This is a genomic window from Paenibacillus sp. Dod16, from assembly GCF_049893405.1.
GTDB lineage: Bacteria > Bacillota > Bacilli > Paenibacillales > Paenibacillaceae > Paenibacillus_AQ.
Genome location: NZ_JBNDYG010000027.1, coordinates 1 through 15395 on the forward strand (window position 1 = coordinate 1; position 15395 = coordinate 15395).

Annotated in this window: 17 protein-coding genes; 3 read left to right on the forward strand and 14 right to left on the reverse strand. The window is 45.9% G+C overall.

Annotated features, from left to right (window positions below):
- Window positions 1-247: 247 nt before the first annotated feature.
- The 12 genes from ACPV3A_RS18840 to ACPV3A_RS18895 form a co-directional block, all read right to left on the reverse strand.
- On the reverse strand, window positions 248-754 hold the full coding sequence (locus tag ACPV3A_RS18840; protein ID WP_426200581.1) for a hypothetical protein: 507 nt from the start codon (window positions 752-754) through the stop codon (window positions 248-250).
- A gap of 255 nt (window positions 755-1009) precedes the next feature.
- Window positions 1010-1462, reverse strand: a complete 453-nt coding sequence (locus tag ACPV3A_RS18845; protein ID WP_426200582.1) for an NUDIX hydrolase — start codon at window positions 1460-1462, stop codon at window positions 1010-1012.
- A 110-nt stretch (window positions 1463-1572) separates the two neighbouring features.
- Window positions 1573-2136, reverse strand: coding sequence for a hypothetical protein (locus ACPV3A_RS18850; protein WP_426200583.1), 564 nt, complete (start codon window positions 2134-2136; stop codon window positions 1573-1575).
- A 44-nt stretch (window positions 2137-2180) separates the two neighbouring features.
- Window positions 2181-2423: a hypothetical protein gene (locus ACPV3A_RS18855; protein ID WP_426200584.1), complete on the reverse strand. Its 243-nt coding sequence runs from the start codon at window positions 2421-2423 to the stop codon at window positions 2181-2183.
- Between the two features lie 5 nt (window positions 2424-2428).
- Complete coding sequence (locus ACPV3A_RS18860; protein WP_426200627.1) at window positions 2429-2728, reverse strand: NUDIX domain-containing protein; 300 nt, start codon at window positions 2726-2728, stop codon at window positions 2429-2431.
- 35 nt (window positions 2729-2763) lie between these two features.
- Entirely contained in the window at window positions 2764-3336 is a 573-nt protein-coding gene (locus ACPV3A_RS18865) for a uracil-DNA glycosylase family protein (protein ID WP_426200585.1), read from the reverse strand.
- Window positions 3337-3463: 127 nt separating this feature from the next.
- Window positions 3464-3940 carry a hypothetical protein gene (locus ACPV3A_RS18870; protein WP_426200586.1) on the reverse strand — a complete coding sequence of 159 codons (477 nt, stop codon included), beginning with the start codon at window positions 3938-3940 and terminating at the stop codon, window positions 3464-3466.
- Window positions 3912-6047, reverse strand: a complete 2136-nt coding sequence (locus tag ACPV3A_RS18875; protein WP_426200628.1) for a site-specific integrase — start codon at window positions 6045-6047, stop codon at window positions 3912-3914. Before ACPV3A_RS18875 ends, ACPV3A_RS18870 begins: the two co-directional genes overlap by 29 nt.
- Before the next feature lie 5 nt (window positions 6048-6052).
- Window positions 6053-7414 carry a tyrosine-type recombinase/integrase gene (locus tag ACPV3A_RS18880; RefSeq protein WP_426200587.1) on the reverse strand — a complete coding sequence of 454 codons (1362 nt, stop codon included), beginning with the start codon at window positions 7412-7414 and terminating at the stop codon, window positions 6053-6055.
- A 394-nt stretch (window positions 7415-7808) separates the two neighbouring features.
- The gene (locus ACPV3A_RS18885) at window positions 7809-7913 is read right to left on the reverse strand and encodes a helix-turn-helix domain-containing protein (RefSeq protein WP_426200588.1); all 105 of its coding nucleotides are present in this window, start codon (window positions 7911-7913) and stop codon (window positions 7809-7811) included.
- Between the two features lie 543 nt (window positions 7914-8456).
- A complete protein-coding gene (locus ACPV3A_RS18890) occupies window positions 8457-9242 on the reverse strand; it encodes a helix-turn-helix domain-containing protein (protein ID WP_113060056.1) in 786 nt (261 codons plus the stop codon).
- A gap of 59 nt (window positions 9243-9301) precedes the next feature.
- Entirely contained in the window at window positions 9302-10768 is a 1467-nt protein-coding gene (locus ACPV3A_RS18895; RefSeq protein WP_339219794.1) for a PLP-dependent aminotransferase family protein, read from the reverse strand.
- A 125-nt stretch (window positions 10769-10893) separates the two neighbouring features.
- On the opposite strand from ACPV3A_RS18895, the gene ACPV3A_RS18900 reads away from it, so the two are divergent.
- From ACPV3A_RS18900 to ACPV3A_RS18910, 3 genes are all read left to right on the forward strand, one after another.
- Window positions 10894-11508, forward strand: coding sequence for a pyridoxamine 5'-phosphate oxidase family protein (locus ACPV3A_RS18900; protein WP_194544515.1), 615 nt, complete (start codon window positions 10894-10896; stop codon window positions 11506-11508).
- 127 nt (window positions 11509-11635) lie between these two features.
- Window positions 11636-12934 carry an aminotransferase class I/II-fold pyridoxal phosphate-dependent enzyme gene (locus ACPV3A_RS18905; RefSeq protein WP_194544516.1) on the forward strand — a complete coding sequence of 433 codons (1299 nt, stop codon included), beginning with the start codon at window positions 11636-11638 and terminating at the stop codon, window positions 12932-12934.
- A gap of 172 nt (window positions 12935-13106) precedes the next feature.
- Window positions 13107-13223 (forward strand): sporulation protein YjcZ, encoded by a 117-nt coding sequence (locus ACPV3A_RS18910; RefSeq protein WP_083397722.1) that lies wholly within the window; start codon window positions 13107-13109, stop codon window positions 13221-13223.
- Window positions 13224-13353: 130 nt separating this feature from the next.
- On the opposite strand, the gene ACPV3A_RS18915 is transcribed toward ACPV3A_RS18910, so the two are convergent.
- Entirely contained in the window at window positions 13354-14574 is a 1221-nt protein-coding gene (locus tag ACPV3A_RS18915; protein WP_194544517.1) for an ABC transporter permease, read from the reverse strand.
- Window positions 14571-15323, reverse strand: a complete 753-nt coding sequence (locus tag ACPV3A_RS18920) for an ABC transporter ATP-binding protein (RefSeq protein WP_071222429.1) — start codon at window positions 15321-15323, stop codon at window positions 14571-14573. Before ACPV3A_RS18920 ends, ACPV3A_RS18915 begins: the two co-directional genes overlap by 4 nt.
- Window positions 15324-15395 lie beyond the last annotated feature (72 nt).

The window sequence follows — 15395 nt, forward strand, 5'->3', positions numbered from 1 at the left end:
TTTTATTGAAAGTTGGGGGAAGTTCATTATTTTATTGAAAGTTGGGGGAAGTTCATTAAAGCTAACAATAATAAGTGATTGTATATAATGTTAAACATTTTATTAGCTAAATAAAAATGGATAGAGGTTTCAGAAAAAATCTGAATCTCTATCCTTTTCTTTTTGTTATTTACAACAACATTTTCACTTAGTAAATCAACACTCGATTGAGCTATCGTTTCCCGTTAGCTTAACAAGAAAAAGCAAGTCACATCAATTGAAGTTCAAGAAGATCCAAATTATCGCGAACGAGGATCATTTTGTCCTTATAGTCCCAATGACCAATCAAGTTAGGCAGCTTCGTCAGATTGTAGTCTTTATTCCATGCCAACAAGTTGTGGATGCCTTCGAGCGTCTCGCGCTTCTTTCTTGGGACGATGCCCGCAATGCGATCTTCATAACGCTTCCAGATTCGTTCCTCCTGAACAGACAACGGCGTCATCAGTACGACGATCTTATCTGCAGCGGCAAAACTCGGCCCTACCCACGACCTGTATACGCCTTCTGCGATCCACGAATCGAGACCGATGATTTCTCTGAGCCGGAGGTCACGCTCATCCTCTGGTGCCTTTACGCCATATTCGTTCGATTGATGTTCCCAGAAAATATCGTCTAGATCGTAATGCGGGATCCGGAGCTTAGCGCTCAATAACGCCGCGATATAGGATTTACCGCTTCCTGAGCCGCCGATGATATGGATTCGGATTGCAAACACCTCTTTCTTCCAGATTGTATTCGTGGAACTACCTTTGTTGAGATATTTCGTCGTATTGTTTAAACTATCATGCCCGTTAGTTTAATGAGGCATCGTGAGTATTGTCCGTAGAGGTATACAAAAAGAAGCCTTTTTGCAACGATCCCTATTGTCAGCCCGTTAGTTGAAAACAGCAGCCAGAATATCCGGCTGCTGTTGATTTCATTTCTTTCTGTGCTTTCAGTCCCCGTTACTTGAACAAAAGAATGTTTTTCACTATAAAACTGATAAAAAGTCTTTAATAATAGGTTTATGACTCTTTGCAAGATTATCGGGGATTTCATTAAAATTAATAAACTCGAAATCTAATGATTCTGAACGATTAACAAGCAATTCCCCTTCAAAATGTTCAGCATAGAACGCAATGACAACAACATAGAATTCATCGCCATTCGGTTGCTTAATGTAATGATCTTGACCTGAGTAGACATTAATGAGTTTTAAATTGTCGATAGATAAGTTGGTTTCCTCTTTGATTTCTCTTTTTGCAGTTTCTTCAGCTGATTCCCCTAATTCCATCAATCCGCCAGGTATTGCCCATGAACCTACAGGATATTTTCTTTTTTGGAGCAGAATCTGATTAGATTTGTTCTTTAATATAACGACTGATCCCACAAAAATTAACGGCCTCTTTCCGACAACAGCCCTGAGTTCTTCAACATATCCCAACCATATCTCCTCCTATTGAAAAAATCTCTTGTTAATCTTTCTTTACCCACGCTATGCTATCCTGCCCGTTACCGGCTGCCTTCTCTTCTTTATTCAACTAACGTTTCCCGTTAGTTGAACATTGATTTTGCCAAATAGATCATTTCCTCTTTAGTAAAAACTTTGCTGTCAATTTCAATAAAAGTACCATCCTGGACCCAGCGTAGTAACCCTCCTGCTATGTGGTTAGCCCATGGTTCAAATCGTCCTTCACTTCCATTTATGTTAACTTTCGTTCCACGTTCACTAAATTTAAAATCCTCAACAATAGTTCTTGTTGTACTTGTTTGATTTAGAATATCAATGCTAGTGACATCTCGTTCTATTTTATAGCCAACTTCATTGTGTTCTTCAATTGCAAACAAATATGTTTGTCCAGATTCATCAAAGAAATGAAGTCTAACTTCTGAAACGGGTTTATCGGGGACAAATGGATAGGGTTTCTTAATCTCCAACTTATACTTTTGATCCGTGAGAGATGGTGCAAGCAGTTTGAAATCGGCAGCATTTTGTAATTTGTTCAATTCAACATTTAAAGAAAACAGCTTAGGTGTAGCTGTAGCGATAGGTGGTTCATTGTTGATTCCAACGGACAAAGTACAGATAAAAATCACAGAAACAAACCGTTTAAACAAAGTATTCCCTCCAGAATTTTTGTGATATTATACCCTTATTTAATTCAACTATCCTGCCCGTTAGCTTGATGCGAAACCTTATTTTTTTCCCAATCTTCTAGTAAAGCCCAAGTAATTTTAGGCTCACTCCCGACTGCTTTCATAGTTCCTACATAAATCTCTGATGATTTTTTGTTCTCAGAAAAATGTTTAAAGATGCATTTCGTAGTCGCTGTCACATTCAATTCGTCAGCCAATTTTACATCAATCCACGACAGTTTACCTTCTTCACTTTCACGCACAGTCATGTGCTTTACATTGAAAAGTATACATATTGGAGTCTTATCTCCGTTTCCTTAATACGTAAAACTATGTATTTGAGCTTCAACCCTGTCAGGTCAGTACTTGTCAGTCCCGTCTCTTCTTCAACTTCCCTCAAACACGCTTCTTTTGGGGTATTCATTTCATGCTGCTCTAGGTGCCCCCCAATAGGTACAACCTTCCCCGAAACAAAACTATTATTTTTTGGCTTTTCCATTAATAACACTTTATCTTTGTGAAAGAGAAAGGCGACGACATTTGCCTTAGAGTAATCATGTAATCTCCTCCAAATTTGACTAACCGTTTAGCGGAACGTCCTTAACGTTGTCATAGTACACTCCAGATTATTTCTCTTATTTCCGGTAACCTTTTTTCTTCGAATATTGGATGGTCCTTAAACCACTTAATATTAAGTGGCGAAGGATGCGGTAACACGATCGCCGGTTTATTATTAATTTGATTATTCTTAAAGACCAACTCTTCAAAATTCTCTTTAGGAAACAAAAACTTTGCAGCTTTTGCTCCAATGATTACAAATAATTTATTATCAACCAATTCAAATTCCCTGGATAGCCATTTTCTAGCACAAGCTGATGGAGGAGGGTTGTCTCCGCCTTTTGCGTTTTTTCCAGGGAAACAGTGCGACAATGCGGTAACATAAAAATTATCTTCATTGTAAAAGACATCGTCGGTTATTTGATACCATTTGTATTTCAATTTCGCTCCGGTTAGATCATTGAATGGTTTTTTTGTTATGTGAACATTATTGGAGGGAGCTTGACTTATTTGCATTATTTTTGAGCGTTCATTTCCATGAAAAATTGGAACCGGCTTGAACCCGAACTTTCCTTTACAATCTTCACACATAAGAATTCTTTCTTTCATTTCATTAAAGTTCAATGTTAACCCCACTTTATTGATTAAAGTTAATGTTCTTCAGTCATTGGTTATGTACAATCGACACCTGATATAAAAAATTCGATAGGCTTACTTTTTTTCCTTCTTCCGCATTATCCTGCCCGTTAGCTTAATCTCGACTAAACTGTTCAAACATACTGGCTGTCCATTTACTATGGTTTTCGGCAATGAACTGCTCCGCCGTTATCAGCTTATCTACAAGCTCCTGTTTCGTTAATTTCATGTATTTTTGACGAAGCTGTACAAGATCACGATTAGGGCTGATGCGTCTTAGATCGGTATCTTGCGTTGTACTTAATTGAGAAGGTCGTTTTTTTGCTTGCCGTTGTTTATACGTATGGCTGTGTTGCTTGTAATAATCGAATAACAATACATTCGTTTTTATAGTGTTCGGATGTATTCCTTTACCAGTAGGATCAATCACTTTTGATTTATTATGAACGTTATTAAGGGTAACAGGATTGCCCTCTTTCACCAACGCATCGATAGCGGACTTACCTAAGTGAAAAGAACGAGCTTTATTTTTTTCATGAACAGTATGAAGCCAAGGACGATCATCATTTGTTAGTGTGGACAATTGGCTCATATTGCTGTTCCTCCCTGTATTGTTTAATCGACTCAATTTCTTTAAGTTCAATCCTCGCTTGCTTACGCATTTCTTTCGCCTTTTTAACTTCCACTTCAAGCCCCATTTTCGTAAAGCGTTCCTCCATATCCTTAGAAAGCTTAATCACTTCATGTAATTCATGTTCTTGCTCAGGTTCAGGGATTTTAGCTTTACAGCCTAAACACGCCATTTTCGTAGGGCACACATAATCCGTAACGCAAGTACCGCCTAAAACTTTATTAAAAACACCGACTTTACTATTATGTTCCTCTAACTCTCTTCGCAACTCTTCTGGACTACGGAGTATCACTTCATCGATATCTACGTAGCTTGCAATAGCATCATGTAATTCACCAACAGCATGAGCAACTTGAGTAGCTGTAGGGGATGAATAATACTCTGTAACATTCAGATCCCTTTGGTGAAGAATTTTTGCAACGATATCAATTGGTATCTTTTGTCGTTGAACCGCCTCTGTTGCAAATGCGTGACGGAGCAGGTGACTTTTCACCGTCACAGGGGTTCCTTCTTGCGTTTCAAACCGTAGTGCGTGAAGTAGGAATTTTATACATGATACAAGGGCTACATCTTTCAATGCCTTGTTGTGATACTGAAAATAATATGGTTTCGGTTCTGATAGTAAATGTTTACGGTAACACCTATATTCAACACTTGGGATTTTCTCACTTTGATAATGGTCTTTAAGCATCCGAAGAACGATTTGCAAGTATCCCATCGTTTGTTTGCTGATGTAGAATTCTTCAACCTCGTCACGCCCCTTGGGAATCGCACGAAAAGAATAATGATGTTTGTCTTTCACCTTTTTCACTTGAATACACTCTTTCGTGCTGTTGATCTGCAACAATTCGTTAATTCTTGCTCCTGTTGTCGTAAACACGTCAATCGCTAACAAACCAAAGGTGCAGGCTACATGAAACGGTTCTACGTCAAACACAACGCCCTCTGCTTTATCTTTATGATGTGAAACAAATGGATGTTGGAACAGGATTCCTTTATGCGATGAAAGGAAGGGGATAGCATTCTTTTCCGAATCTTCTTCGCCGTATCCCCATGTGTTTAAGATGGTACGCTTTCGCTCCATTTCTTCGAATGAAGCGTTTTGACTCCAATTCCCCAATACGCCTAATTGAATGATTTCGGTGAACCATAATCCACCGGCTTCCTCGTCATCATCCAGGCGTTCAGCCTTTACATATTCAACAAAGAAATGGTTATTATCTTCTGAGTATGTGCTTTTTCTATCCTCAGCAAGCTGAACAACCGTTTCAGAGAATTGATCCTGGTGGTGTAAGACAAAAGACGGTTTGTCCCATAAACGGAAATACAGACGTTCTCCAATGCGTTCAGGTTCATCGTAGTGAAATTCTAATGGGAGGCAATTAGGACGCTTCTGTACCTCTTCTATGGCTTTGTGGAAAGCATCCCGCAGACGTTTCATTTGGCTCGAACGAAAACGTGCAGTCGCCCTGATTACAGGCAAATATGGGACAATGGCATCTGTCTCATATTTGCGGTTATTTTGAGCTTGTTCTATAGCTAACTTGCCAAAAGAAAAATCTTTTGACTCAAAAGATGGCATTGGGAATAAAAACTGTTCAAAATAGGCTTGTTGATCTTGATTCAACTTCCGCGTGAGCCATATTTTTGTGTTGTATGCAACCAACTCATATTCTTTCAAAAAAACCCGCCGCATATTATTTGAATGCTCAGGATAGCACTCTCCCTTGAGATAGCCGTACATATGAAGATCTGTAGTGAACTCCCGGATTTCTTGGATCGAGTAGAAATGGAATAAATCTTTGATTCTTGGATGGATAGACTTCAACATTAGATAGCTTGTTGCTGGATCTAAATTTCGATCTGCTTGAATCAAGATAGCAAGCAAAAGATGATTACGCCACGGCATTTCGATAATTTGATTAATAAAGTACTTTATATTCCGTTCGTTTACATTATCTAACAAGAACATGCCTCTGGCATTTTGGAGATGTAGAATGTTATTATCTACTTTTCCTTGTAATGTTGAATAATGCTCTGATTCAGGCTTTACACATAATAAAGTCAATACGGTCACTCCAATCCATCCAGTAATTCTTGTAAGTCATGATCAAATTCTAAATCACTTGAGTTCTTTTTGTGTGTTAACTGTTGTTTCTGCTTACGTTCTACTTTACGGTTGGTATTGTAATCATGCTCTCTTTGCTCCATGCTATCAAGCATTCGGTCATGAGCTTCACGATGTTTTTCTTCGTCAAAATAATGCTCATATACTTTAATGGTATCTTCGTTTCTCCACTTCATGTACTTAATAAGCTCATTTTTTCGTTGCTGGATCTCAGCTTCCGTTTTTGAAATGTTGTAAATTTCTCTTAGCCTTGTTGTCACGAACCAATGTCTGGCTTTGTGAGGGTTGAGCTTGAGTTGGCTTTTTGCCATGGCTTTATTCCAGTGGTAATACCAAGATTCATACGTTAGTGGCGTTCCCTGCTCCGTCAGAAATATTGGTGCAGAATCAGGCAATTCATCAAATCCCCAATGGTTCGGATCAAGCTGCCTTCGTTCCGTGTTAATGTATTGATTCAGACGCTTCACAGTATCTTTACTAAACCGTAAGAATTTCACCTTGCGACCATGGCTCCCTTTATTAAAGGTGCTGACCTCTTGGAAGCTCTTCCTTGCACGGTAATCGCCAATTGTAAGCTCTATAATCTCCGAAACTCTGGCTCCTGTTTCAAATAACATGCGAGCGATGATCATCTCTCGATCTGACCAATTCGCTTTCTTACCCAACTGATACACTTGATAGGGTAGATCAGGATCGTCAATAATTTGGGGCTGCCATTCTTCGTTAATCAACTTAAAAAAAGAATCTGTTAATCGGCGTGTTGGGATGGGGTCCTCTGTTCCACCCATAGATGGCATTCGTTGCTTATTTATCCTCACCCCTTCAGTATTACTCCTGTAATCGTTTAAAATGGCTTGTGAATCGATTAGAGGGTTATAGAAGGGATACTGTCTTAGATAGATCATAGACTTGTAAAATGACTTCACAGACGATAGAAATCGATTCACCGTATTCGGACTTTTTTGAGTTAGGTTTACAAAACGAAACGTATCCCTTTCTTTCACTTTACACAACATTTCGTTCATAAGGTAATCTTCAATGGCAACACGAATGGCTTCTGGCGGATCACTCCACTGTAGACGACTTCCTTGATAATTGCTGTGCTTATCTAACCATGTAAAAAAGGGAAGAAGTGTTTGCAAGTAGGAGAGTGCAGAGCTTTGACTGATCCTTCCTTTACAGTCATGATAGAAATCGGTGAATGGCAAGCAAGGATGATCACCATTGAACACTAACAACTCATAACGGCTTTCGACACCTTCTGGACAATAAACGTAATAATAATTTGTTGAATGTACGACAACCATAAGACACCTCATTGCTGTTAAGAATACAACTCTATAGGAGAATATACGTTCGGTTTAATGTCATAAAAAAAGTTCTTGCCCGATTGCTATTTCATTTCATTCGTTTGACTTGAAGTTGACCAACCTTCTATAATGGCTTGTCTTATAAATGAAGAAATCTCATTGCATTGCCACTTTTTCTCCACAGGTACAGGATTTCCAATGTCCGTTTTATTCCTATGTACCCTAACATATTTAATGTTTCTTCATTTGTAGTGTATAACGTAACTGCTTCATACGCTAATTTTATCGAGCTTTTGCCATCGCCTTCTGGTTGAATCAGTTGTACCAATGGTTTCGGTATTGCGACATCAATGAGATCACGTTTAGGTATTCTCCATCCTTCTTTGTCGCTTCACAAGTAGGCGTTAGGGAATTTCCCAGATCTAATCCACCTCTTAATGGTTTCTTCGCTTTTGTTCATGTGATGAGCTAATTCTTTTACAGTAAACACATCCACAACATTCCCTCCCAATGTGTCACATCATACCATGTCAAAATATGGTCGTAAATAGCAGTTTGTGTCGTAGTGTAGTTCACTCATTTCTTCAAAAACAAAAGAGGATGAGCACCACGCATAAGGGGATAATCCCATTGCATGACTCATCCTTTCTTAAAATGTCTAACATTGTATTCAATTGCTTATTGTTATTGGTTTTAGTGGGCTTCCTCCATCTTTAATGTTACAGAGTAGCTCCCTTTTGCGTTCATCCAGAGAAAAGCGTATATGATAACGGGATTCAATGTCCCCCGTATGTAGGCCTAGGTCTCGTTAAAACCACACATTCTGATGATCCTGAGTCGTTGTCTTCATGCGGCGCAAGCGATTTCTGAAAATACCGCAACCACCGCGACTAAAGAAACGTCCACGCACCCGTCTTCTTGGGCTCATTCCTCTCTCCCCCCTTCAAAATGAAACTGTATGTCGTTTTTACCCTAAATCGCTTGCTATGAAACCCATTTGCCCTTCGACCCGCCAGGTAAGTTATGGAAGGGCGGGAAATCACCGAATCTCGGATGGGCTCTTGCCCGTATACTGCTTAAATTGCCGGCTGAAAAAGAATATATCCCGGTAACCCAGCGCGTCGGCTACCTCCGTTACGTTCATCCCTTGATGAAGCAGCAGATGCTGCGCCCGCTCGATCCGCATCTGAATGATGTAGGACTGCACCGGCGTGCCGATCAGCTCCTTGAACTTAATCGAGAAGTAACGGGGGGACAACCCCGCTCTGGCCGCCAAATCCTCGACCCGATGGGGAACCCCCGGGTGCTGGCGAACGTAATTCGCGATTTCATGGATCGCCTCGGACAGCTGATTGCTTGCTTTTTTGACCACCGGCTCAGCGAGATCCGAACGCAGCAGATGAATCATCAGCTGTTTCAGAATAAGCTGCCCCTCCTCCAATGATCCATAGGGTTTGTCCAGATACAAACGCACGTAGCGCGCGAGCAAATATTCGAAATCCATCGTTTCCGTCAGCTTGCGATAGGATGCAGGGATATGCTGAACCGGGTCGGCAACGTCAAAATGGATATATGTCAATACGAGCGGTTTCTGCGGATTATGCGTTGCGCTCGTATGATCTCCTGGTCGGAACAGGAAGCAGCTTCCTTTTCCCACGGCAAAGGGCTCGTCATTGAGCTCGACCGTGCCTTCACCGCTCCATACATAGAACAAATCATAATTCTGCATGGGTCTTTCGCGTTTTTGCCATTTCCAGCCCGGCTCACATACGATTTTGGCAAGCGCAGGCATGATTATAAAAGAAGACGGCGATGCATTCAGCATCACGTCATAACCCCCTCATCTCATTCAAAAATTGACCTCTTTTCCATCATACCCGTTTTTTATGTTTTTTGCATGTCCCGCCATGCCTGCGCCATCCGCGCAACCCCTTCCTCGATGCTGGATATGCCGAGATGCGAGAAGCCGAAGCAGGCGGCAGGCGGCCCGGGCGCACGATGATAGGCCGCTGCATCCCGAAACATGACGCCGCGCTTGCGGGCAGCTTCCTGGAACAGGGCATACTCTTCCGCGGAGCGCAGCCAATTGGCGTAGACGTGAAGGCCGGCATCGCCGGGATGGAGTCGAAACAGTTCGGAGGCATGGGTATCCATCGCCTGGCGAAGCGCGCCATACCGCGCGCCGTACAGCCGGGTCATTCTTCTAAGATGCCGACCGTATCCTCCCCGCACAATAAAGCGCGCCAGCGCGCGCTGCTCTAATACGGCAGGTGAGATCGGCTCGTACAGAGCCTTGGCCTGCACGACCGCCTCAACCAGGCTTGGGGGCAGCACGGCATACCCGATGCGGAGCCCGGTGAACATCGTTTTGGAGAACGAACCGACGAAGATGACACGCCCCTCGTTATCCAGCATCCGCAAGGGCTCAATCGGCTTGCCGCCCCAGCGGAACTCGCTGTCGTAATCATCCTCGATAATAAAGGCCTGGCGGCTTCGTGCCCAATTCAGCAGCGCCCTTCTTCGCTCGAGCGGCAGGACCGCGCCCGTCGGGTATTGACGGCTGGGGCTTACGACAAGCAGGCCGGCGTCCCAGTCACGCGGTATCAATCCGGCATCGTCGACGGGGGACGGCAGCGGAATCCCGCCGCTCAGGTTTATGCCCCGGTGGATTCCCTGATACCCCGGATCCTCCATCACCACGTGATCGCCGGGATCAATCAGCAGCTGAAACATCAGGACAAGCCCCTGCATGGAACCGCTGAAGATCACGATATGCTCGGGATCGGCCTGTATGCCCCGCGTAAAGCGCAGGTGTCCGGCTATCGCCTGTCGCAGTTCGGGATCCCCTTCCGGCGGCGCGCCGTTCTGCAGTTCGATTCCCCCGCTTCCGCCTGCGTAGGATAACGCGCTCCGCCACTCCGAATAGGGGAAATCCTCCATGGGCATCCTCGCATTCGCGAAAGAGATCTTACCCGGGGGAGGCTCCTCCAGCAGCTGCTGTGCCGAGACATATTCCCCGCTCTGGTCCATCAGGCGTTGTCCCCAAGCGGAGAGCACTGGCGCCCGCTCGGCCGATGGCGGCTGGTCTGCCATCGCAGCAATCCCTTCGGCAACATAAGTTCCGCTGCCCTGCCGGGATACGACGTAACCCTCGGCCATCAGCATGTCATAACACTGCGCGGCCGATCCCCTGGACACGCCATACAGCTTTGCAAGCTCCCGTGTCGCGGGAAGTCGGGTTCCTTCCGGCAGCTTGCCGCTATGAATGGCCGCGCGAATTGCGTGGTACAAAGCCAAATATTTATATCGATATTGTTCCACATAGGTCTCGAATGGCAATCCCAGCTCCATAATGACGACTCCTCTATTGTTATTTCAATAAAATTGGACTATATAAATTACTCTAAATTGGCGCTTTTTCCTTGTCAATGTTCATCGTATGCTGTTAATCAAAATGATAGGGGGAGCGTTTAACCATGAGAAGAGACGAATTTACGATGGAGGATCAACAAGAAATTGAGGACTTCCTTAGCGGCATGAGCTTTGGTTTCCTTGGAACAGCCGATGAAGAGGGAATTCCGCGTGTAACGCCATTGAACTACGCCTATGTTAACGGTGCGTTCTATTTTCATGGCAGCCGGATGGGGGAAAAAATGGACCATTTGCGCCGGACGCCCGCCGTGTGCTTTACCATCGCCGATGAGTATGCCCTAATCCCTTCCTATTTCTCCGATCCGGAGATGGCCTGCCCGGCCACGGCCTACTTTAAAAGTGTAACGGCTGTCGGCGAAGTGGTAATCGTGGATGATCTGGAGGAAAAAGCCCTTGCGATGGAGGCCCTAATGACTAAACTGCAGCCTGAAGGCGGATACCGCGCCATCGACGCGAATGACCGGGCTTATATCCCCAGACTGAAAGGGGTAGCCGTCATCAAGCTCGCTCCGCAGCGAATGAGCGCTAAATTCAAGTTCGGCCAGAACCTGAAGCCGGATCGGCTCCAGACCGTAGTCGAAGGGCTTGAATGCCGCGGCAAGGAGCGGGATGAAGAAACCGCCGGACTGATCTGCAAGTATCACCCTGGACTGCGTTAAAGCATTACAATTATCCGTGACGGTTCCTGGGGTAGGTGGTATAATGTTAGGCAATGAAAACGTAAAGGCAACTTGTCACCTGCACACTTACCTTAACCAAAAGTATTCGGAAGGAAGGAATCAGTTCATGAACCCATTGGTTGGTCAATTGAATGGAAAAATGCAAGCCGGCAATCCGCATGTGTACGACATGCTCTCCACACTCGGCAAAGAAATCTACTTCCCGAAAGAAGGCATACTGAGCCAATCTGCGGAAGCGACGAGCCATGCGAAAAAATATAACGCTACGATCGGTATTGCAACCGAAGGCGGAGTCCCGATGCATCTGGGCGTCATCCAGGACAAACTTTCGGCTTACCAGCCGAAGGATCTGTACCCGTATGCCCCTCCGGCAGGCAAGCCGGAGCTGCGCTCCGTATGGCGAAACAAGATGATTCAGGAGAACCCTTCGCTTGAAGGCAAGAGCTTCAGCAATCCGATCGTTACGAATGCGCTGACGCATGGTCTTAGCATCGTAGCCGATTTGTTCGTGGATGAAGGGGACGCCGTTATTTATCCCGATAAGAATTGGGAGAATTATGAGCTGACATTCGGCATTCGCCGCCATGGCATTCATGTAACCTATCCTCTCTTCACAGACGATATGAAATTTAACGCCGAAGGACTTCGTCAGGCTCTGCTGAGCCAGAAGGATAAAGGCAAAGCGGTCGTTCTGCTGAACTTCCCGAACAACCCGACGGGTTATACGCCTGGCGCTCAGGAAGGGGCCGCCATCGTGTCCGCAATCCAGGAAGCGGCCGAAGCCGGTATGAATATTGTGGTTGTTACGGATGATGCGTATTTCGGATTGTTCTTTGAAGATTCGCTGAAGGAATCACTCTTCGGACGTCTGGCAGGCCTTCACCCTCGCGTGCTTCCTGTGAAGGTTGACGGAGCGACCAAGGAAGAATTCGTATGGGGATTCCGTGTTGGCTTTATCACGTATGCGGCAGAAGATAAAGACGTGCTGGACGCATTGGAGCAGAAGACGCTCGGCATTATTCGCGCTACGATATCCAGCGCCTCCCACCCTTCGCAAACCTTTGTGCTGGAGGCGCTGAAGGCGCCGGAATTCCATGAACAGAAGGAAGAGAAGTTTGCCATCATGAAAGGCCGCGCCAACAAAGTGAAGTCCATTCTTGACAGCGGCAAATACGGCGATGTATGGGAATACTATCCGTTCAACTCCGGCTACTTCATGTGCCTGAAGCTGAACACGGTAAATGCCGAGGAGCTTCGTTCCCATCTCATCCATGAGTATGGCGTGGGAACCATCGCCCTTGGCGAGCATGATCTCCGGATCGCCTTCTCTTGTATTGACGAGGAGTATTTGGAGGATCTGTTCGACCTGGTCTACAAAGGGATTCAAGACCTGCAGAAGGTTTAATGATCCGCTGCATCCAACAACATAACCGTTCAAGCATAACAAAGACCGGGGAGAATCATCCCCGGTCTTCATTTTTTCTTCTGCCACAAATAAACGCTCGCCCATACACATAGACCATTAGCTACATACAATACCGTGTACTACAAATCAACGAACTGAAAGGGGAATGAACATGGGTGCAGTTGAAGAAGTAAGATACGGCGGCGGATACGGCGGTGGATACGGAGTTGGAGCAATCCTGGTTCTCTTTATCCTGCTCGTTATCATCACTCGTTCTTTCTGGGTGTAATGACAACTAGATAACAGCCTAACAGAAATCGCAGGTCGCCACACCACGCACTGCGATTTCTGCAACCGGAATAACCCATACTATAATTACAATAGAAGGCCGGGACGTTAACGTCCCGGCCTCTTCCCATTTATTCGTCGTCATCATCTTCACGTCGGCTCTTCCGGGCAGCAGCGCTTCGGAACAGAAATACAAGCACGATCCCCGCAGCCAGCGTACCCAATATACGTCCGGGGGCACTCAGGATGTCCGGAATGAGTGGGAGCCACAGGAGGACAGCCCAGAACAGCTGCACCTGGAAGATCAGTTTCCCTTCATTGTCGCGGCGCGTACCTTCCGGAAGCGGGTAGACATGCAGCCAGAACGATTCCGGGTGAAGCTTTCGCAGTGCAGACAGTTGGAGTCCGATAATCATCAGGCTGACCAGATACACAATCGCCGATACCAGACTCTCCCGGGTTGCCCACACAAGAAAGGCACCCAGCAATCCGACCCGAATCAGTATGCCCAGAATATCACTGCGCGTCAGGCTCTTAATGAGAAGAAAGCGATAGGCGCTTTCCTTCTTCCACGCCAAGCCCTTGCCCCATCCGGAAAGCCATTTCCGCGCATGGACACGCTGCCCGCGCTGAGGCACATTCACGAACCAGCTCAGCACCATCATCACCCGGCTCGCCTGTCGCTCCTCAACGGCGATGAATCGTTCCCAAGCAACCAGGTGCCTGGCGGGTACTGACAAGGCCGCAACATACGTGAGGCCAAGCAGCGCCATGAACAGGAGGGCTCGGCCCGTTGGATGCCATAACCAGGCGGCTAAACTCAGCGCCGGAACGATCCAGCGGAGTACCCTGTAGGCTGCCGCCGCATTCCTTGACACCATAAGCTGCTCCTTCCAGCTGCCGAAGCTTGACAGCAGTTTAAACAGCGTCAGAACAACAAACGTTGCCAGCAGCGGTTTTGGCGAAACATCACTGCGTATGTATAGAGGCCATAGGATTAACATCACCAGTCCCAAACCGATGATTTTATAAATGACGCCACTGAACCATGCTGTACTGAAGTATTCCTTCATCCGGGATTCCTGCGGAATGAGGAACACCGTATCCGCCGGACGCAGATAGGTGCGGATGCTGCTGTTGATCATGAGGGGCACAAGGAAAATCATCATGATCCAGCGAATCGGCAGATCTGGCGGAATCTGCTGCAGTAGTGCAGTATACCAGGCAGCGAATGCAATCAGCAGAAACAGAAATACGACGGCTACCCCGCTCTGTATGACATAACCCAGATAGGGGAGAATTTCACCCCAGAACTGCCCGCGTCGTTTGACATACAGCTCACGCAGGTTCATTCGCCTTTACCATCCTGAATCAGCACATTAAACAGCTCCTCCAGCGACATCCCCGGCCTTCCGGCTTGGTCCTGGATTTCCTTCAGCGTTCCCTGAGCAATGATGCTGCCGCGGTGCAGCACGATGAACCGGTCGCAATAATTCTCAATCGTGGAGAGAATATGGGAGCTGAGCAGTACCGAAGCGCCGGACGCCTTCAGCTCCAGCATGAAGTCAAGCAGCGAACGTATCCCGAGCGGATCAAGCCCAAGGAAGGGCTCGTCAATAATGTACAGCGACGGTCTGGCGACAAACGCGCACATGATCATCACTTTTTGGCGCATACCCTTGGATAAATGCGTGGACAGGCTGTCCATCTTCTCTTCCATGCGGAACATCTTGGACAGCTGCTCCGAACGCGACTCATAATCTTCACGGGATACGCCATAGGAGCGCGCCGTAAACTCCAGATGCTCGCGTACCGTCATCTCCTCATACAGCAACGGGGATTCGGGGACAAACGCCAAAGCGCCGTGATAAGCTTCGGAATGCTCTGCCCGGCTCTTCCCTTGCACCTGAATGCTCCCTTTTTGCGGGTTCATCAGTCCGAGAATATGCTTCATCGTGGTGCTCTTGCCCGCCCCGTTCAGGCCGATCAAACCTACCATCTCACCCGGTTCAACCTGAAAGGTTACATCATGCAGAACCGGTCGATTCATGCTATACCCGCCGCTTAACCCTTGAACAGACAATACCGGCTGTTCACTCATTATCGATCACCTCTTATTCTGAAAAGTCCGGTCCCTATGGATGTCGACCACATCCGATGAATCGGACCCGAA